This is a genomic window from Allobosea sp. Tri-44 (assembly GCF_004123845.1).
GTDB lineage: Bacteria > Pseudomonadota > Alphaproteobacteria > Rhizobiales > Beijerinckiaceae > Allobosea.
Map to the genome: position 1 here is coordinate 17,141 of NZ_NBDP01000016.1, position 18,768 is coordinate 35,908.

The 18,768-nt window shown below is 63.0% G+C and carries 15 protein-coding genes and 1 pseudogene; 5 read left to right on the plus strand and 11 right to left on the minus strand.

Features of this window, described 5'->3' with window-relative positions:
- Positions 1-84 precede the first annotated feature (84 nt).
- A complete protein-coding gene (locus B6S44_RS29340) occupies positions 85-222 on the minus strand; it encodes a hypothetical protein (protein ID WP_164547439.1) in 138 nt (45 codons plus the stop codon).
- 155 nt (positions 223-377) lie between these two features.
- Between B6S44_RS29340 and B6S44_RS10885 the strand changes: the two genes are divergently transcribed.
- Positions 378-1,676: an RsmB/NOP family class I SAM-dependent RNA methyltransferase gene (locus tag B6S44_RS10885; protein ID WP_129156929.1), complete on the plus strand. Its 1,299-nt coding sequence runs from the start codon at positions 378-380 to the stop codon at positions 1,674-1,676.
- Positions 1,677-1,727: 51 nt separating this feature from the next.
- Complete coding sequence (guaA, locus tag B6S44_RS10890) at positions 1,728-3,305, plus strand: glutamine-hydrolyzing GMP synthase (RefSeq protein ID WP_129156930.1); 1,578 nt, start codon at positions 1,728-1,730, stop codon at positions 3,303-3,305.
- Positions 3,306-3,458: 153 nt separating this feature from the next.
- Here guaA and B6S44_RS29850 read toward each other — a convergent pair.
- A pseudogene (locus tag B6S44_RS29850) lies at positions 3,459-3,683 on the minus strand (LysR substrate-binding domain-containing protein); the annotation flags it as partial.
- A 120-nt stretch (positions 3,684-3,803) separates the two neighbouring features.
- On the opposite strand from B6S44_RS29850, the gene B6S44_RS10900 reads away from it, so the two are divergent.
- Positions 3,804-4,031, plus strand: a complete 228-nt coding sequence (locus B6S44_RS10900; RefSeq protein WP_129156931.1) for a hypothetical protein — start codon at positions 3,804-3,806, stop codon at positions 4,029-4,031.
- A gap of 197 nt (positions 4,032-4,228) precedes the next feature.
- On the opposite strand, the gene B6S44_RS10905 is transcribed toward B6S44_RS10900, so the two are convergent.
- The 8 genes from B6S44_RS10905 to B6S44_RS10940 form a co-directional block, all read right to left on the minus strand.
- A complete protein-coding gene (locus tag B6S44_RS10905) occupies positions 4,229-5,026 on the minus strand; it encodes a glycosyltransferase family 2 protein (protein ID WP_248309548.1) in 798 nt (265 codons plus the stop codon).
- Positions 5,027-5,072: 46 nt separating this feature from the next.
- A complete protein-coding gene (locus tag B6S44_RS10910) occupies positions 5,073-5,825 on the minus strand; it encodes a response regulator transcription factor (RefSeq protein WP_129156933.1) in 753 nt (250 codons plus the stop codon).
- Between the two features lie 305 nt (positions 5,826-6,130).
- Positions 6,131-6,811 (minus strand): LuxR C-terminal-related transcriptional regulator, encoded by a 681-nt coding sequence (locus B6S44_RS10915; protein WP_129156934.1) that lies wholly within the window; start codon positions 6,809-6,811, stop codon positions 6,131-6,133.
- A 261-nt stretch (positions 6,812-7,072) separates the two neighbouring features.
- Positions 7,073-7,732: a response regulator gene (locus tag B6S44_RS10920; RefSeq protein WP_129156935.1), complete on the minus strand. Its 660-nt coding sequence runs from the start codon at positions 7,730-7,732 to the stop codon at positions 7,073-7,075.
- A complete protein-coding gene (locus B6S44_RS10925; RefSeq protein ID WP_129156936.1) occupies positions 7,729-8,907 on the minus strand; it encodes an ATP-binding protein in 1,179 nt (392 codons plus the stop codon). Before B6S44_RS10925 ends, B6S44_RS10920 begins: the two co-directional genes overlap by 4 nt.
- Entirely contained in the window at positions 8,882-9,439 is a 558-nt protein-coding gene (locus tag B6S44_RS10930; RefSeq protein ID WP_129156937.1) for a methanogen output domain 1-containing protein, read from the minus strand. The genes B6S44_RS10925 and B6S44_RS10930 overlap by 26 nt, the downstream gene beginning before the upstream one ends.
- Positions 9,440-10,548: 1,109 nt before the next feature.
- Positions 10,549-11,205, minus strand: a complete 657-nt coding sequence (locus tag B6S44_RS10935) for a methyltransferase domain-containing protein (RefSeq protein ID WP_164985790.1) — start codon at positions 11,203-11,205, stop codon at positions 10,549-10,551.
- Positions 11,206-11,337: 132 nt separating this feature from the next.
- The gene (locus tag B6S44_RS10940) at positions 11,338-14,193 is read right to left on the minus strand and encodes a right-handed parallel beta-helix repeat-containing protein (protein ID WP_164985791.1); all 2,856 of its coding nucleotides are present in this window, start codon (positions 14,191-14,193) and stop codon (positions 11,338-11,340) included.
- 305 nt (positions 14,194-14,498) lie between these two features.
- Here B6S44_RS10940 and B6S44_RS29345 point away from each other — a divergent pair, with 305 nt between their 5' ends.
- The gene (locus B6S44_RS29345) at positions 14,499-15,794 is read left to right on the plus strand and encodes a lipopolysaccharide biosynthesis protein (protein WP_164985792.1); all 1,296 of its coding nucleotides are present in this window, start codon (positions 14,499-14,501) and stop codon (positions 15,792-15,794) included.
- On the plus strand, positions 15,791-16,489 hold the full coding sequence (locus B6S44_RS29350) for a 4'-phosphopantetheinyl transferase family protein (RefSeq protein WP_164985793.1): 699 nt from the start codon (positions 15,791-15,793) through the stop codon (positions 16,487-16,489). The genes B6S44_RS29345 and B6S44_RS29350 overlap by 4 nt, the downstream gene beginning before the upstream one ends.
- A 26-nt stretch (positions 16,490-16,515) precedes the next feature.
- Here the strand turns inward: B6S44_RS29350 and B6S44_RS10950 are convergent, their stop codons facing one another.
- Positions 16,516-18,765 (minus strand): condensation domain-containing protein, encoded by a 2,250-nt coding sequence (locus tag B6S44_RS10950; protein ID WP_129156940.1) that lies wholly within the window; start codon positions 18,763-18,765, stop codon positions 16,516-16,518.
- Positions 18,766-18,768: the final 3 nt, after the last annotated feature.

Here is an 18,768-nt window from a genome sequence, read left to right on the forward strand (position 1 = left end):
CGTCGTTGCCGACACCGCGAAGCTGCGTTTCAGCGCTCCAGGCGCTCACTCGCCGGATGGCTGCGAGCGCCCGGAACAGGAGGCTCAGCGGCGGCCTTCCAGCGTGGTCTTGGCGTCGAGGCGCTTGGACGGCGGCGGCGTGGTGTCGACCGGCTGGGTGGCGCAGGCGGCCAGCGAAAGGCAGAACAGGCCGGCGAGCGCGAGGCGGGCGAAGGTGGTCATTGCAGGATCCCTAGGCGATTGGCGTTACGGAAGGAGTTGTATCGTCTTGCGCCCTGTGGGACGAGGGCGTCAAGGGTCCTTTCGCGCTTCGGAATCGTTCCAGATCGTGTCTGGCCCAAGCGCCGTGACCAAGAGCATCACAGGAACCGCCTGACATGACTCCTGCCGCCCGTATCAGCGCCGCCATCGAGGTCCTGGCGGACCTGATCGAGCGTCGGCGCCCGGCGGCCGATGCGTTGAAGGATTGGGGCCTGTCGCGTCGCTTTGCCGGTTCGAAGGACCGCGCCGCGGTCGCCTCGCTGGTCTATGACGCGCTGCGCCGCCGGGCTTCCTCCACCCACGCGCTCAGCGAGGAAACGCCCCGCGCGCTCGTCCTTGGCATGCTGGTCAGCCAGCGTGGAATGGCGGTCGAGGAAATCTCGGAGCTCTTCAACGGGCAAAATCACGCTCCGGCTCCGCTGACCGAGTTCGAGGTGGCTGGGCTCGTTGCCTTCGATCTCAATGCGGCGCCCGGCTGGGTGCGCGCCGATGTGCCGGACTGGCTCTGGCCGTCCTTCGTGGCCGGCTTTGGCGACGATGCGGTCGCAGAAGGGCAGGCACTGGCGGGCAGGGCGCCGGCGGATATCCGTGCCAACCGCCTGAGGACCGATCGCGACAAGCTGCGCACAGCGCTAAGCCATCTTCAGCCGGAGCCGGGCGCCTGGTCTCCCGATGCCTTGCGCTTCCTGCCCGGGCCCGATGGCCGCGGTCCTTCGCTGCAGAGCGAGCCGAGCTTCTTCAATGGCGAGTTCGAGATCCAGGACGAGGGCTCACAGCTTGTGACCCTGCTCGCCGGTGCACGGCCGGGCGAGACGGTTGTCGACCTCTGCGCCGGCGCCGGAGGCAAGACGCTGGCGCTGGCCGCTGTGCTCGACGGGAAAGGGCGCATCTTCGCCACCGACCTCGACAGCCGCAGGCTTGCACCGCTGCACGACCGGGTCGCCCGCTCGGGCGCAGGCAATGTCGAGGTTCGCGTGCCCAAGAGCCGTGGCCACGATGCGCTTGCAGATCTTGCTGGCACGGTCGATCTTGTGCTCGTCGACGCGCCCTGTACTGGCTCCGGCACCTGGCGGCGCAATCCGGACGCGAAATGGCGGGTGCGGCCCGGCGCGCTGGCCGAGCGCATCAAGGAACAGGCGCAGGTGCTCGATCGTGCCGCCACGCTGGTCAAGCCGGGCGGGCGCATCGCCTACATCACCTGCTCAATGCTGCCGGAGGAGAACGACGTAGCGGTCGAAGCCTTTCTGGCGCGGCATGCTGGCTTTGCGCCGGTTGCGACACGCTCTCTGCTGAATACCGGCGAAGTCGATTTCGGCTTGCTCGCCCGCTTCGCCACGCGCGTCGGCCTGCAGCTGTCGCCGCGCCGGACGGGGACGGACGGATTTTATCTGAGCTGCCTCACGGCGCCAGTCTGATCCGCTCTCAGCGCCGTTGCGCGCTTGCGCGCGATGGCGTAACCGGGCGCGATGAGCGCCCAGCCCCAAAACCCCGCCCATCACGACTCCATCCTCATCATCGACTTCGGCAGTCAGGTGACGCAGCTGATCGCGCGCCGCGTGCGCGAGATCGGGGTCTATTGCGAGATCGCGCCGTTCCAGTCGGCCTCCGAAGCCTTTGCCCGGATGAAGCCCAAGGGCGTGATCTTCTCCGGCGGCCCGGCCTCGGTGCCGGATGAGGGTTCGCCACGGGCGCCGCAAGAGGTGTTCTCCTCCGGCCTGCCGGTGCTCGGCATCTGCTATGGCCAGCAGACCATGGCCCATCAGCTCGGCGGCAAGGTCGAGGGTGGTCATGCCGCCGAGTTCGGCCGCGCCGATGTCGAGATCGTCACCCCGTCGGCTTTGTTCGAAGGAGTCTGGGAGGAGGGCGGGCGCTATCCGGTCTGGATGAGCCATGGCGACCGCGTCACCCAGCTCCCGGCCGGCTTTTCCGTCAAGGCGACCTCCGAGAACGCGCCTTATGCGGTGGCGAGCGACGAGGGCAGGCGGTTCTATTCGACCATGTTCCACCCGGAGGTGGTGCACACGCCCGATGGCGGCAAGCTGCTGCGCAACTTCGTCGTCGACATTTGCGGCTGCAAGCCCGACTGGAGCATGTCGGCCTATCGCGCCGAGATGCAGAAGAAGATCCGCGACCAGGTCGGCAAGGGCCGGGTGATCTGCGGCCTCTCCGGCGGCGTCGATTCGGCGGTTGCGGCCGTGCTGATCCACGAGGCGATCGGCGACCAGCTCACCTGCGTCTTCGTCGATCACGGCCTGATGCGGATGAACGAGGCGGAGGAGGTCGTCCGCCTGTTCCGCGATCACTACAACATCCCGCTCGTCCATGTTGAAGCCGAAGAGCTTTTCCTCTCCGAGCTCGCCAAATGCGGGGCCGATCCGGAGGCCAAGCGCAAGACCATTGGGCGGCTCTTCATCGAGGTCTTCGACGCCGAGGCCGCCAAGCTCGGCGGCGCCGATTTCCTGGCGCAGGGCACGCTCTATCCCGACGTGATCGAGAGCGTCTCGTTCAGCGGTGGCCCCTCGGTGACGATCAAGAGCCACCACAATGTCGGCGGCCTGCCCGAGCGCATGAAGATGAAGCTCGTCGAGCCGCTGCGCGAGCTGTTCAAGGACGAGGTCAGGGTGCTCGGCCGCGAACTCGGCCTGCCCGAAGCCTTCGTCGGTCGCCATCCCTTCCCGGGGCCGGGCCTCGCCATCCGCTGCCCCGGCGAGATCACCAGGGAGAAGCTCGACATCCTGCGCAAGGCCGATGCGATCTATCTTGAGGAGATCCGCAAGGCCGGCCTCTACGACGTGATCTGGCAGGCCTTCGCCGTGCTGTTGCCGGTGCGCACCGTCGGCGTGATGGGCGACTACCGCACCTATGACCATGTCTGTGCGCTGCGCGCCGTGACCTCGGTCGACGGCATGACGGCCGATTTCTACCCCTACGACATGGCCTTCCTCGGCCGCACCGCGACCCGCATCATCAACGAGGTCAAGGGCATCAACCGGGTGGTCTATGACGTGACCTCGAAGCCGCCCGGCACAATCGAGTGGGAGTGAGCGGGCAAACGGCGGCGATTGGCGGCTTTGGCGTAGAGTTTCGCAGAGAGTGCAACGATCTGCGGGCAGTTTCAGACTGCTGTCCTGGGCTATGGGTCGACCATCGATCCCACCCGCCTCGGCTGTTGCGAGGCCGGCATGGGCCATGCTTTGGCGACCGTCACCCGCAGCGTCCAAAGTCTGTTCGAAACACTCCAGCAGCATTTCGGTGAGGACCCGTACCTTCCGTGCGGGATGCTGACCTGGCGGGCGGATGACATATATGCCTGCCGGAAGTGGTGGATGGCGTGTCATAACCGGAACGAGCGCGCCGGAGGCCACATATTCATGGGTGACGCCATCCGGGATTCAGGCGATGCCGAGTCCTGCCAATGCTGCTCCCCGCGCAGTAATCCCAATGGCTCGAAGAAATATCTCCATTTGTCATTGATGGAGATAGCCGTGGGTCTAGCGTCAGATCAGTTGATCGACTAGCGGCCAATCCGCTGGGGTGTACTGATGACCGTTGCGCTCATCATCGTCATGGCAGCGTATTTCATCGTCGCAAGCCTGACTGCGCTCAATTCAGTGTTCGAAACCGAACGTAGCGTCCTAGCCGCCAAAGACCTCGCCGTTATTGCTCTGGTCAGCATGGCCTGGGCGTTCGTTGGCTGTGCGCTGCTGTTGGCGCAGGCCTGTCGGAGAACTTCCCTAAGGAAGCGCGGGTTCCTGCCCGCGGTTCGCTGACGCGCTCTGGTCGCTTGGAGCCCGCTGGTCCTGGCGAACAGCTCGCCATCCGCCGATCCCCGTTTCGAAGCAATCTCGATCTAGAGCATTTCCGCGTTTCTCCGAATCGCAGAAATACTCTAAGTTCTTGTTTTATCGCATTTTCTTCACGCGAACCGGTACCCACTTCGCTCGAAAATGCTCTAACGTAGCGGACCTCAGAAATGCGCCTTCGGCTGGAGCTTCAGTGTCGTGCGCGTCGAATCCGCCATCTTCGACAGCAACCAATCGGGGTTGCCGAGGTTGAAATAGGTTTTCAAGGCCAAACGCCAGAACAGACGCTCCGCCTGCGATGACGGCCCATGCTGGGCGTAGATCCTGGCGTATTCGGCAGCGGTGCGGCTTCCGTGAATCGCGCTGTTGTTCACGCCCGTTCTCCGGAAGCAGGCGATCGACTGGCTGATCCGCCCATAGGGTTCCTTTTTCAGGGCTCGGCAGAACATGTCGTAATCGCCGGCGTCCTTGTAGGAGATGTCGAACCCACCCAGTTCCTCGAAGAAGGTCCGGGAGAAATAGGTCGCCATGTGCATGATCGGATTCCAGCCCAGGCAGACCAGCATCCTGGGCGTCATCCAGTTGGGAGGCGCCGCGAGCCCGCCGAGGCTGTGCCCGCCTGAATCGATCCATCGGATAGCGCCGACCACCCAGCGCCGGCGGCTCCGGCGATAGGTATCCACCACCGCGGCAGCGGCCCCTGGCAGCATGACGTCATCGGCGCCCAGGAAGCCCAGCAACTCGCCCGACGAGTTGAAGGACCCCTTGTTGATGGCGTCGAAGATGCCGCTGTCCTTCCCCTGCATGACGCGCAGCCCGTAGCTGCGCGCGAGTTCGACCGTTCCATCGCTGCTGCCGCCATCGACGATGACGTGCTCGATCTCGATGTCGCGCGTCGCGTTCCGGCGAGCGGACTCGATGCATTCCTTCAGATAGTCGACGGCGTTCAGCGTCGGGGTCACGATTGTCACGATCATGGATGCAGCTCCGCGCCTGAGGCTGGTGTGTTCACGAGAACCGCGGCGAGTTCGCCACGTCCTGCCTCGCAGCGATCATCGGCAGGTGCTCGTCTTCAGCTGCGCCGGACTCTTCGGCTACCGGAATCCGGGTTACCGCGTTTTGCATCGCCCACATGGCTGCCTGGGTCCGATTCCTGACGCGGACCTTCCGCAGGATCGCCTTGACGTGGACCTTCACCGTGGCTTCGGCGATCTCGAGCTTGCGCGCGATCACCTTGTTGGATTCGCCCAGCATGAGCCCTTCGAGAATGCTCACCTCGCGGGCCGAAAGGCCCTGGAATGGCGAGCCGTCTGCCCGCCTTTGCACACCTTGGAGGAGGCGCTGCGGCTCGACCGCGATCTCGGAGAGCTGCGACAGAAGTTCGGGTGGAAAGACGGCGCCATTGGCAATGACGACTTCCAGTGACGTGATGAGATCCTGCGCCGAAATGGATTCGACGAGATAGCCCACTGCACCGAGCTGGATGGCACGACGCATCAGTTCGCGGCTGTCGCGGAGGGCGAGCGCCACGATCTTGGCGCTCTTGAACTGCCTTTTGATATCGCCGACGATCGAGCAGGACATGTCGTCGATCACGACGATGAAAAGATCGGGAATCTGCTGGCTGGTTTCCGGCCTGTAGAGATCACAACTCGTCGTTCTCTGGCTTACATGGAAGCGTGCGCCATCCAATAACTTCGTTATGCCTTCCCGAAGCAGGGCGTTGTCGCTCAGGACAGTGGTTTCGATGATTTCAGGCATCGGTACTCCCCTTTTACTCGGAACAAAACTGTTCTCAGCGAGCGCAACAGCGAGCATAAACTCGCCACTGCGTCGGCAAAAATATTACATCACGTTGTTAGAGAAACCTTCAGGTATGGTACGCTCGGTCTAATCAATCATGAGTACTGGGTGACGCAACAGGATGCGTGCAACCAGAAATTCATCGTTAATAATTAGTTCATTCGGATGCATTCGTCTTGTCGGGAAAATTACTATCCCGTCAGGATAATCCTTACAACGAAGCCTGTCCTTGGCCGCCGATTTCGATCTCGGGCGAGCGGTTTTCAGCCTGTCGGATCGACTTTGAGAATACGAAGCAGGTCCTTCGCGAGCACAGCCGCTTCGGTGCGGTTGCGGACGTTGAGCGTGCGCATCAACGCGGAGACGTGAATTTTCGCCGTTGGCTCGGCAATGTGGAGTGCCTGGGCGATTTCCCGGTTCGAAAGCCCATCAGCCAGCAGTGCCAGGACATCCTTCTGCCGGCGCGTCAGTCCGAACGGAGCCTGCTGCAGGCCGCTGCGGCGCTGCGGTGCTTCGCGAGCGCTATGCCCCTCTACCGAGGACCCGAATGACGTTAGCCCGCGTGGGACCGCGAGGCGTCCGGCGAGAACCTCCTGGACCGCCTCAACGATCTCATCATCTCGTTGCAATTTCGAAATGAAGCCGTGAAAACCTTCCGCGATATAGTGGAGGACCTGATCGAAGGTGCCGTTACTGGAGATGACGATATAACGCGTCGTCGTAGAGGCGCGCTTGAAGTCCCAGATGATCTGCGGTTCGGTGGAACCGGTCATGCGCAGGCTGACCAGTACGAGATGGATCGGCTGGTCTTCCATCAGGCGACGCATCAGGCCTTCGAAATCTGGAGCTTCCAGAAACTCGGCGTCCGGCAGCGCAGCCTGCAGGATCGTGCGCAGACCCGTGCGGTAAAGCGCATGTTCGTCGGCAACGAGGATCCTTGTCATGTCTGCGCCGCCGGTCTGCTCGCCTTTGCAACGAGGGACGCGACCGCGCGGATGGGCTCCGCTGGTCGCAGGCGGCCCTCAAGCGCAGGCTTCTGAGCCCCCGCGCAATGTCGTAGCGGCAACGGTTCTTCAAGTCGCTACGCTCTTCGGGAGATGTGGTTAGGTGTCGCTTGGCCATTATTGTTGCGGCCGCGCCAAGTTGAGTACTCCGCGCAGGGCCAAATGCGGCTGCTCAGCCCGCCGATGGCATAGCGACTACTGTCAGACGTCGAGAATCCAGCCATGACTGGCGCCATATCTGATGATGTCGAGGCGCGAGTGCAGCATTAGTTTCTTGCAGGCTCTGTAGCGGTAGGTTTCGACCGATTTGATGCCGAGGCCGACGCGCCGGGCGATCTCCTTATTGGAGTGGCCGACGGCGGCAAGGCGCAGGACCTGCGTCTCGCGGTAGGTCAGCGTGCCGTTCGCGGATGCGGCGGTCGCACCAGAGGCGGGGCAAAGCTTGCGAATCCATTCCGAGCGGAAGTCCTCCAGATCGGAATCGATGTAGACGCCGCCGCTCAGCACCGTTCTGATCGCCTGTGCGACCTTCTCGCTTGCCGAGGCTTTGAGGACATAGCCGCGAATGCCTATCCTAAGCGCCTTCTGGACATAGCTCGGCTCCTCGTAGTGGGTCAGCATGACGATTCGCGTGTCGGACGCTCCTTCGAGGATGCGCTCGGCCAACATCAGACCGCTCATGCCCGGCAAGCCCATGTCGAGGACGACAATGTCGGGGCTTTGGTCGCGGACGAGCGCAAGCGCCTCGGATGCGCAAGTTGCCGTTCCGACGAGTTCGAGATCGGGCAAACCGAGCACGAGGGCCTGCAGGCCGGCGAGAACAACCGGGTGGTCGTCGACCAGGATGAGACGTGCCATCATGATGGGGCACTTCCATGCAAGCCGCACGCCAATGGAGCAGTTGCCGTGACGATCGTGCCCTTGCCGAAACGCGGGCTGATCGCCAATGTCCCGCCAATGTCGGCCAGGCGTTGGCGCATTCCGCGGAGTCCGATGCCGGCGTCACTCCCTTCCGGTTCCGTCGCTTCCGCAGAAAAGCCGATGCCATCGTCGGCTATCGTCAGCGAGACTGAGCGATCGGTAAATTCCAGGATGACATCGACCCTCCGTGCGCCGAGCGCGTGCTTGAGCACGTTCGTCAGGGCTTCCTGAGCCACTCGATACAGCGCGTTCTCGACGTCGATTGGCAACGGGTCTGGCTCGCTTCCTTTCTTCTTGAACGAGAAGCCGAGTCTGCCATCGGCCGCGACAGATGCCACCATGGATTCGATGGCGCGATAGAAGCCGAGCTCTTCGATGATGCGAGGCCGCCCGTTGACGACGGCATGATGGATCTTGCGCCCGATCCCGGCGACGTGCTCGGCAATTTCGTCGAGACGCTTTTTTGCGGACCCTTTCGCGCCATCCTGCAGGGCTCGCAGTTCCGCAAGGACGAGGGCCATCTCCTGCCCGGCATGATCATGCAGGTCCCGGGCGATGCGTTCGCGCTCGTCACAGCGGATGTGGTTGATCTCGTCCTGCAGTTCGTGCGTTCGCGCCTCCACGACGCGCAGCGCTTCAGCGACGAAGCAATATTGCTCGACCAGCCGCAGGCGGTCGCTGCGCAATTCGTCGAACTGCTGCACGGCAACGCGTTGCTGCCGCTCCGCCGTCAGGCGCCGTATCCGCTCCGCGGCCGCGGAAAACCGTGTGTCGAGCACTGGGAACAGACGTAGCAGAAGCGTGGCCGGGCGGTTTCGGCGTCGGGGGACCAGCACGTTGCCGAAGCAGCGATAGTCGACTGCGCCATCCGGGCCATCAAAACTGACCCGTTCGATCAATGGTTGGCGCGAGCCAGAGCAGGCGCGAAGATAGGTCTGCAAGGTCTCGGCGCCGCCCGCGCACAGATCGAGAAGCGAGGATATCGAGTTCGTGGGATGGAGAAGCTGGCTAGCGGCGCGATTGAACGCGTGGACGCTTCCATCGCTCAAGGCGATGACCGACGGCTCGAGATAGGTCTCGAGGTCTAGTTCATGCCGAAGCTGGAGATGCATCATCTCGGAAGTATTCCCTCGTATCGGGGCCCAGTTCCGTTCGCTTCAGATGAAGGACGACGCGGCAGCCAGGGGCGCCTCTGGCGATCGTTTGCTCGAGATCCACCGCAGCGTATCCGACCGTGTTGGCGGCCATCCGGCCGAAGATGTTCGAGGTCAGCATGCAGAGGGAAGGGTGGTTCGCAGCAGCCTTACCGAGAGGGCAGGCGCCATTACCAAATACGACGCGGTCCTCGTCTTGCTCGATCAAAGAAAAATTCCCGCCTGCGCGGTTCTTCAGATCGATCAGAACCTCGATCAGCTGATTGCGGTTGAGGTTTTGGGTGCCCAGCGCAGTCTTGTATTGCTTCTCGATATCGGCTCCCAACCGCGCGGCGATGCTGCTGACATAGACGCAGGCATCCTCGACTCCCGCTATGGTCTCCAACAGCTCCGCCATGTTGGCGACCAGCGCGTTGAAAAGACCATGGTGGTCGAATTCGATGTCAAGCGAGCCGATGCTCGGCGACGTCACGTTTGTGGCCGATGGAGTCACGAGGACTGGCCCTCCTGAATTGGGGGCGCCTTAGTAAAGGCGACCCGGGGTGATGTGCGTTTCGGATCGTTTACATTGGAGAGGCATCGAGCTCCTTCGTTGTCATGTTGTTCGGTTATGTCCGGCTTTCGCCTATTTCGCTGTCAGCCGCCTCAAGATTCAAAGTTTGAATTCATCTGAGGAGAAATAAAATATTTAGATTTAATAATCTATAAGAACCTATGCTGCATCAGCATTCCATAATTAAAATAGAATAATTGATACTTAATCGGTTAGTTTTTTGATTTTCTTATCACGTTTTAGTGAAGCCTGTGGCTTCGCGACGACATCGTCGATCCTTGCCTCAATCAGGCAAGTTAAAAAGATACTTGAAGGCGATTTTAGGTGGAGCAGACGGGGTAAACTGAACGCGGTCTCCAGGCTCAGAATGCGCATCTTCAACCCGATAATAGCATCTTATTGGGCGTCTGTCTGCCGGAATCTGAACGAACCTGTATCGGTACGATTTTCTACAACGTGAATTCTAATATAGGTTGTATCACTGGCGGCGAACCGACTGTCCCGAGGGTATGAAAAATCCAGATGGAGATAGCAACGGAGAAAATAGATTATAGATTCTAAAATATTCGAGTTTATTTCTAATTCAATTCGAAAATATTCGATAGCTTTTATTACAATTCTCCGAGCGGGGAGATGGAAATTGTACAGCCTCGATGTTGACGGCAGCCGCCGAGGAGGGCGAAATTTCGAGATGGATTGTTCCATATTGAACTTGTGATGACAACGGTATTCGGAATGGCAGTCTTTTACGAAGACCGGGATGATCGGCGCGACCAGGCTGCTATTTTCGCGGTTGGGCGAGTTGAGGTGCCGAATTGATCGCGATGCCGCTGCATTTTTGTGAACGGTCGTTCACGTTCGCCGTTTCATACGTCAATCATGAAGCGGGTGGGGCCCGATCGAACTCGGTGGTAAATCGGCACATCGACCAGCTTTCTAAGCTGACGCCAGGCAAACGGCAGGAAGCTTTGCTGGGAGCTGGATCGTGGTGGCGCAGTCCTCGGCCAGAGCCAGAAAGGCGAACTCCCGACGCATGGCCGACTCCTGCCTCAGAGTTCGGGATTCCTGATGGCGATCAAGGATTTCGGCAGGAACAACACGTTCTCCGTCAGGATCTCGGCATCGGGAAAGAGCTCGGCGAGCTGCGCTCGATCGAGCATCGAGGTTCCTTCGACGATCTGCATGGCGTGGTCGAGCGAGGTCGCCTTCGCATAGAAGCCGCGTGACTTGCTCGACACCAGCCGCCGCTGCAGCGGCTGCGGCAGCCAGTGCATGATTGGTGCGTTGCTGTGCGGGTCGAGCGGAAACCAGAAGTTCGGCGTCTGGACGTAATAGTTCGGAGCCAGTCGCCTGATCTCGGCTGCGACGCGCTTCATGTCGGCCCAGCGGCCGACATGCTCGATCAACGAGTTGGAGTGGACGAAATCAAAGTTCAGATCGGCGAATTGCGCGACATCCCGCGCATCTCCCTGGACGACATGGAAGCGCGGGTCGGGTGACGGCTCCTTGGCCTCGATGTTCAGGAGCCAGATCTCGACACCCGAATCCGGAAGATCGAACTGCCAGTAGTCGGCGTCTCCGCCCATGTCGAGAATCCGGCACGAGCCCCGCTTCTTCATCACGGCATCGATGATCGGGCGGACATGAGTTCTGAACCGCTCCTCGCGGAATTGCGAGCGCCGGAACGACCGCGGGATCATGTTCATGAGCTCTTGGCCTCGTAATGCCATGCCGGTTCTGAGGACATGATCCTAGCGAGGATCATTCCGCCGACAGCCCGGTCCGACGACTGAGCCGCTTGGGCTTGTGGACTAAGCCGTTCTGGGCAGAGGGCAGGCCTACTCGGGACGGACGAGCCGGCCGCTCGCTTCCTGGCCAAGGCTGCGGAAGGTTTCGTAAGAGATCGGCTCATGCCCCCAGATGAAGAAGGGTGCGCTTGTCGGCTGGCGCAGCACATAGGTGTTGCGGTTGAACTGGTTGCCGCCTGTTTCGATGACCCCGAAATTCGGATTCGAAGGCGTGACGTCGCTGGCCCCGCCGGACAGGCCGGTCTCGCCCTCATAGACGATCTCGTTGTCGTGCACCGCGTTGCGGGCCGTCCGGTAGAGCAGCGGGCCCGGTCCGTTTCCCCGCTGGGATTGATCCACCCGTTCGCGACCCTGATCGACGATGACGATCCCGCTGCTGCCGTCGGCGACGGTGACAATGTTGCCATAGACGCGCACGCCCTCCGACGCTGCGATCTGGATGCCGGCGCCCCACAGCCAGAAGCTGCCCTGCTGGCCGCCACGTCCGGTTCCGTTCAGGCGAACGATGTTGTTGCGGATGATGGCATCGAAGCTGATCTCGTAGAAGATTCCGGCATCCGAATTGCGCTCGACGAGGTTGTTCTCGAATAGCACGTTACGGCAGTCGACATCGCACCACAGTCCCGAGCCGTAATTGTCGTGCACATGGTTGCCGCGCAGCGTCAGGCGCTCGACCTTGCCTGCCTTGACGCCGCCGGCCTCCCAGGCGCCGTCGAAGCCGTGGATGTTGTTCTCGTAGATCTCGTTGTCTTCGATCAGGACGTCGGCGCCGTTCGGCGAGATGCCGAGCTGGCCGTTGTGATGAATCTTGTTGTTGCGAACGATGCTCCGATCGCCGGTCGCTATTCCAGAGCCGCTGTTGAAACGGACCTCGTTGCCTTCGATCACCCAATCGGTGGCGCGCGGATTCTCGTCGCCGAAGATCGCGCCCTGCTGGGCCGGCGTTGCATATTTTTCGACGATCAGGCCTTTGACGGTGACGCCGCGCGCCCCGCCGTTGTTGATCGCATAGAGCTGCCGCGTCCTCTCCAAGGTGCGACCGCGCGGATCATCGGCGAGATAGCTCAAGCCCGTTACGGCGTCGGAGTAGACTCGTCCGGACTGCAGATCGGCGCGCTCGGTGACCGGCTCCAGGGGGTGGCCATCGAGGAAGAAGCGCAGCGGATCGTTGCAGCGGGCTCGATGGGGCAGGCAGGTGCCGAACGGCTTGACCTGCAACTTCGACGCGGCGGTCACCCAGAAGGCTCCCTGCCTGCGAATGCCTGTGACCAGCTCGGAGCCGTTCAGAATGGCGCTGGGCTGACCGACGAAGGCTTGCCGGTCTTTGGGCACGATCTGCTGGGCTCGGTGAACGCCGGCCGCGATGCAGAACATGGCTCCCGGCGGGGCCTTGTCGACGAGAGCCTGGATGGAGTCGCCGAGCGGAACCAGGATCGAGCCGGGCGGACAAGGGGCATTCTCGGCAGCTTCGGAGGGAGGGCTGCCCAGCAGTGCCAACGCCCCGAGGAGAGCTGCGCCGGCAATGCGCGCGCGCTTGCCACCCCCTCGCCCGAAGCGAGCAGGCGCTTCGACGACATGCCAGGCGCGATAAACCATCAGCGAACCGAAGCCGATGCCGAACAGGATCCAGAAGGGAATGCCGAGCATTGGCCCCTCGAGCGCGACGTCGAAGGAGGCGTCGATGACGATTGCGGAGAGATAGCAGACCAGGAAGATGAAATAGCGCGCCCAGTCGAGATCGCCGCGCCGCCAGGCGATGTGGGCGGCCCGCAGCAGCGCTATGATCCAGGTCCCTATCGTCAGGAGCCAGAGCGTCAGCCCGGGCACGCCACCCCTGCCGAGATAGGTCATATGCACATTGTGCGGGCTGCGCAGGACCGGACCGCCGAGTTCGAGTCCGACCACGAAGCCGTCTGCCAGCGCCAGATTGATGCCGAATCCCTTGCCGGTCCAGAAATAGGGTCCGTGGAATGTGTAGTCGCGGATGGCCGTCCACCATCCCAGTCGCCATTTCTTGGTGCCATCGAGATTGTTCGCGTCGTTCGATGAGGCGATGCTCGTGACGTTGTCGATCACGGCCCGGGCGCTGATCGGCCGCTCACCCCTCGGCACGTCGATCTCGAAATTGATCGCGTAGGCGACGAGCAAGGCGAGCGCGAGCGCGCAGGCGATGCCGGCGAGGCGGCTGATCTGGCCGGTCAGAAGCATGGCCAGGGTCAGCGGTAGCAGCAGCGCGAGCATGCCGCCACGGTTTTGGCTCGCGACGAGCAGGGTTGCGCTCAGGGCGATCCAGAACCAGACCCGTCCCGTCTTGCAAAGCCCGACGAGGACGAGGACGAGCGCGCCGCACAGATGCGTTGCGAGTTCGCCCGGACGCACAGAGAGGAGGTCGACATCCTGGCCGGGGAGTCTGGGGAGCGAGTCGCCGAAGAACCGCGCGACGAGGTAAAGGAAGAATGCGGTGGGGACGAGCACGCGTGCGTGGATCCGGAAGTAGCCGACGATCTGTGCGATCCGGGCCGGACGCTCGACGATCAGGGCGGCGACGATGAAGGCGAAGCCGGCATAGAGCGCGACCGCACCGTCCCGCAGCGCATCGACCCCATAAGTTCCGATACCCTGCAAGACCCGCAGCAGAACCCAGGCCATGAGCAGTGCCGCGCAGATCGCTGGCACGGTCGTCAGCAGTACCGTCGAGCAGCCCGACGCCAAGAATGCCAGGAAGCCGAGCGCGAACAGAATCTCGCCCACGAAAAGGGGAGGCACGCCGAGATAGGCGAAGCTCTTGCCGATGACGATATAGCCGGCGAAGCCTAGCGCGAGGATCGGCAGATAGCGATCGGTCGCCCGGCGGTCGGCCGCGCCGCCAGCCGGTGTTCGTGACATCACTTTCACCATCCGCCCTCGCTCTATGCGGCATCGGCTGTCGCGAGAGGAGGGTACCGCTCGGCCACGTCGAAGCAGGCTGGGCATTCGAGGTAGCCAAGCCGGCAAGGAGGGCGCTTCACCACCTTTTGGGCAGTCCCTATGCCCAGAGCCGCAGGCGCGATGACGCCGCTAGACTTCGTACCGTGAAGATGCGGCCGGGCGATCGCCAGCGGAGGCTCGATGACATGCAGCGCGCGGCCAGGATCGGCTGGGTGTTCGGCCTCCGGAGGCAGGACAGGCCCGGCGGCAAGCCATGGGCGGGCATGAGAGCGCGTCTTCAAGCGATGCTCGATCCGGCGCTGTCCTTCGGCGACCAGGCGCTGTCCAGCGCCTGCAATTTCCTGACGACCATCCTGCTCGCCCGCGCGCTGGGCCTCGAGGCCTTCGGCCTTTACACGATGGTCTGGCTCGCGCTGTATCTCGCGATGAGCCTTCAGCTCGGCCTCATCGTCAGCCCGATGATGAGCATCGGCACGAAAGAGCAGGGGGCTGAGGCCGAGGCCTACTACACCGTCGTCTTCCTCCATCAGGCCGGCTATGTCGTCGTCGCGACCGGCGCGATCTTTGCCGCTCTGATGCTTGCAGCGGGCGCCGCCTCGCCTCTCGCCGAGGTCGCATTGCCGGGTTCGATGGCCGCAGCCTCCTATCTGACGCAGGATTTCCTCCGGCGTTATTTGTTCGCCCGCCGACGGCCTGCGGGAATTCTGCTGATCGACGCCATCAATCAATTCCTGAAGCTCGGGGCTCTCGCAGTCCTCTGGCAGGCAGGGATGATCAGCGTCGCCAATGCCCTATGGGCCGTTGCTGGTGCAGCGGCGGTCTCGACGCTCTGCGGCCTGACCCTATCGGGGCCTCTCCTGTGGAAGCCGCAAATCCTGGCCAGCGTCACAGGGCGGCAATGGCGGTCGGCCCGCTGGCTCGTGCTCACCGGCTCCGTGCAATGGGTGCTCAGCTACAGTGGCCTTCTGGTGACGGCCGGCCTATTCGGGCCGAAGGTACTTGGTGCGCTGAGGGCGGCGCAGAGCCTGCTCGCCGTCCTCAACGTCGTGCGCGAGGCGCTGGAGAACATCGTCCCGCCGATGGCCGGCAAAGCCTTCGCACAGGGCGGCATGCCCGGTCTTCACAGAACCCTCGGCCGCGCCATGTTGTTCGCCGGCCTGACCGGTGCCGCGGTGGTCCTCGGCCTCGGGCTGTTCGGCCCCTGGCTGCTGCACCAGCTCTACGGCGGGGAGATCCTCGAATTCGACTGGGTGATCATCTGGTATTCCTTCGCATTTCCGATGGCGCTGATGAGCCTGGTCCTTGGCTGCGCCTTCCGGGCGCTGGAGCGTACGCGGCCGGTCTTCATCGCAGCGCTCGTTGGAGGCTGCTTCAGCCTGCTGGCGGTCTATCCGGCCGCGCTCTTCTTCGGCGTGGCGGGGTTGATCGCCGTGACGCTTCTATCGGAGCTCGCTGCTCTGCTCGTCCTGGTGATGCTCGCGCTCCGGATACCGGGTTTGCTGGCAAGCCGGCCGATCGCTTCGGCGCGCGCGCGCATGGTGACGGCGTCGTCGCCATGATGCCGCTACCGCCCTCTCAGGTGCATCTCTGGTGCTGTCGTGTCGATTGCAGCGCGGCAGAGGCGGCGGAGCGGCGCGGGATTCTCTCCGATGACGAGCGCACCCGTGCCGACCGCTTCCACGACACGAAAGCACGGGTCGCATTCGTCGTGGCGCGGAATTGGCTGCGGCGCGTCCTTGGACTCTACACGCCCATCCCGCCGCCGCAGATCCGCTTCGGTGAAACAGCGTTCGGCAAGCCGTTTCTTGCGAACGATGGGGACGGATCGCGTCTCGCCTTCAATCTCAGCCATTCCGGAGAACTCGCGATCGTCGCGGTGGCGGACGGGATTTCGGTCGGCATTGACATAGAGCGCATCCGGCCGATTTCGGCCGACCTGTTGGCGGGGTGCCTTGCGCCGCGGGAACTCGCAAGCCTTTCGGCTCTGGCGCCGACGCTGCGAGAGGAATCCTTCATTCGCTGCTGGACGCGCAAGGAAGCCTGCCTGAAAGCGATCGGCATCGGCCTCAACGGCTCGCCGGCAAATTTCGAGGTTTCGTTCGATCCGTTCGGGGCGCGGCTTTTGACGGTAGGGTCCGACCCAATCGAGGCCGAACGCTGGCAGCTCGTCGATCTGGAGCCGGCACCAGGCTATTGCGGCACATTGGCTGCGCGGCAGCGCGGCTGGTCGCCCATTTGGATGGCTCGGCCGTAATCCTCGAGAGCGAGGAAGGCTTGCCGTCAACTCCGATCCTGGCGCGTGGCTTCGACGATCCGTTCAGCCATAGTCCTTGAGCCGGCTTCGGAGAACGCTCCCTCGTGACCTTCGCCATCGACGGCGAAGCAGGGCGTGTCGGGGGCGAGATGGCCGACCCAGCCCAGGGTGGCGTCCGGTGGCCAGCCGGGCGGGATCGCGCCGCTCCGGAAGACCAGCACGCGGCCGCCATAGCTCGGCAGCGCATAGCGTTGGATCAGGGCCTCGAGTTCATCGGTCGTCCGCCAGAAATCGGCCTCGTCGATGGCCTCTTCTTCCGGGCGCCAGAAGAACAGCCGCTTGGCCTGCCGGATGGCTGCGGTTGATTGCAGCCAGAACGACATCCGCGTCACAAAGCTCCGCGGCCCGGCCTGCCAGAACCGCTTGGCGAAGCGGCCTGCACGTCTCAGCCTGAAGCGCAGGCGCGCGCTGTAGGGCTGTCGCCGGAAATAGCCGGGTGCCCAGCAGTCGATCAGGACCACGAGATCGACCGACTTCCCGCTCGCTATAAGTTGCTTCGCCACTTCGACGGCGATCACGCCGGATCTACAGAAGCCCGCGAGCCGGTAGCGACCCTCCGGCTTGGTCGCGATGATCGCCTCGCAATAGGCTGCTGCGAGCTGCTCGATCGAGCTCGGCGCCGCGCCGTTCACCAGCGGATCGAGCAGCTGCAGGGCGGCAAAGGGCTGATCGGGCCCCAGCTCATGCGACAACGGCCGGTACAGCCTCAGATTATGGGCGGTATGGTTCAGTGCGAACAAGATCGGCTGCGTGCCGGCCTGCTGTAGCCAGGTCCGGCGCAGCGCCGTCGCATCGATTACAGGTGGTGCCGCCGGAGTAGCCGGCAGCCAGAGTGGAGAGGCGATCGGCAAGGAGGTTGGTGCGGGCCGCGGCAGCCGCGCGGTCGGGTTGGCGACGAGCGCCTCCGCCAGGTTTTCGAACTGCGCCGCAAGTTCGCTTGCGGTCGCTTCGTCATAGAGGTCGCGATGATACTCGCAGGTGAGGCGCCAGCCTTCCTCGCGCTCGACGAGGATGAAGTTGAGATCGTAGAGCGCGCCGGGCAGAGGCGAGGGAATTCCCGACAATTGGAAGCTGTCATTGGCGAGTTCGCCGATGAAGGCGCGCTGGACGATGAAATTGATCGAGATCGGCGGTCGGTCGCCGTTGCTCGGCAGCAGTGCTGCGAGCCTGCCGAACGGCCATTGATGATGATCGACCGCCTCCTCGAACGTGTCGCGGGCTGACTGACAGAGATCAAGGAAACTTTGCTCCTCGGAGACCCTGGTCCGCAGCACCAGCGTGTTGACGAAGGGACCGACGATCGCCTCCAGCTCGACATCGTCGCGGTTAGCCATCTGCGTGCTCAGCACGATGTCGGAGGCACCAGTGCGCTGCCGAATTAGGGTCAGGAGAACGGCGTAGGCCGCTGAAAAGAAGGTCGTACCCTCCCTGCGAGCCAGATCGGCCAGCCCTGAGGTCAAGGCGCGCGGAAGCAGCCGTGAGAGCGAGGCGCCGTTCGTGCTTCGCGTCGAAGGCTGCTGGCGATCGCCCCGCACTTCGACGATGGGCAGATCGGCGAGCTGGCGCTGCCAGTAAGCTTCTTCCCGCGCGAGCCCGCCGCCGGCCATGCCGTCATGGCTTCCCTCGGCGAAGTCTGAATATTGGAGAGGGAGCTCGGCGAGGACCGGTTCGCGGCCTCGGCCGAGCGCCTGATAGGCCGCGACGAAATCCTTGGCGATGAGGCCCATCGACCAGCCGTCGCTGACGATGTGGTGGGCGACGACCAGGATCACAGCCTCGGCGCGGCTCTTGCGCAGCAATGTCGCCCGCAGCAGCGGAGCTTCGCCAAGATTGAAGCGTGTGCATGCCTCACCTTGGGCGATGCGATCAGCCTCCCTGGTCCGATCCGCCTCAGGCAGGCCGGACAGGTCGATCTCTGGCAGCTTGAAAGCAACCTGTTCGGCGATCGCCTGGACCGGGCGGCCATCCTCCAGCCGGATCGCCGTCCGCAGGGATTCGTGGCGGCTGAGGATCGCCTGGAACGCGTCCTGCGCCAGGGACGCGTCCAGATGCCCGCGGATCCGCCATTTCACAGCGATGTTGAGCGCCGGCGTGCCCGGATCCTTGGCGTCGATCTCCCAGTAGCGCTCCTGTGCCGACGAGCACCGCGCCGTCGCGAGGATATGATCCGGTTCGTGGATATGGGGTTCGGGTTCGCGCGTGAACTGGTTTGCCATGGC

What these genes read in the sequence shown, in the direction of transcription:
- guaA (WP_129156930.1), top strand. Translation starts at nt 1,728, where the DNA reads ATGAGCGCCCAGCCCCAAAACCCCGCCCATCACGACTCCATCCTCATC.
- B6S44_RS29350 (WP_164985793.1), top strand. Translation starts at nt 15,791, where the DNA reads ATGATGCCGCTACCGCCCTCTCAGGTGCATCTCTGGTGCTGTCGTGTC.
- B6S44_RS29345 (WP_164985792.1), top strand. Translation starts at nt 14,499, where the DNA reads ATGAGAGCGCGTCTTCAAGCGATGCTCGATCCGGCGCTGTCCTTCGGC.
- B6S44_RS10935 (WP_164985790.1), bottom strand. Translation starts at nt 11,205, where the DNA reads ATGAACATGATCCCGCGGTCGTTCCGGCGCTCGCAATTCCGCGAGGAG.
- B6S44_RS10910 (WP_129156933.1), bottom strand. Translation starts at nt 5,825, where the DNA reads ATGCCTGAAATCATCGAAACCACTGTCCTGAGCGACAACGCCCTGCTT.
- B6S44_RS10925 (WP_129156936.1), bottom strand. Translation starts at nt 8,907, where the DNA reads ATGATGCATCTCCAGCTTCGGCATGAACTAGACCTCGAGACCTATCTC.
- B6S44_RS10915 (WP_129156934.1), bottom strand. Translation starts at nt 6,811, where the DNA reads ATGACAAGGATCCTCGTTGCCGACGAACATGCGCTTTACCGCACGGGT.
- B6S44_RS10885 (WP_129156929.1), top strand. Translation starts at nt 378, where the DNA reads ATGACTCCTGCCGCCCGTATCAGCGCCGCCATCGAGGTCCTGGCGGAC.
- B6S44_RS10920 (WP_129156935.1), bottom strand. Translation starts at nt 7,732, where the DNA reads ATGATGGCACGTCTCATCCTGGTCGACGACCACCCGGTTGTTCTCGCC.
- B6S44_RS29340 (WP_164547439.1), bottom strand. Translation starts at nt 222, where the DNA reads ATGACCACCTTCGCCCGCCTCGCGCTCGCCGGCCTGTTCTGCCTTTCG.
- B6S44_RS10900 (WP_129156931.1), top strand. Translation starts at nt 3,804, where the DNA reads ATGACCGTTGCGCTCATCATCGTCATGGCAGCGTATTTCATCGTCGCA.
- B6S44_RS10950 (WP_129156940.1), bottom strand. Translation starts at nt 18,765, where the DNA reads ATGGCAAACCAGTTCACGCGCGAACCCGAACCCCATATCCACGAACCG.
- B6S44_RS10940 (WP_164985791.1), bottom strand. Translation starts at nt 14,193, where the DNA reads ATGTCACGAACACCGGCTGGCGGCGCGGCCGACCGCCGGGCGACCGAT.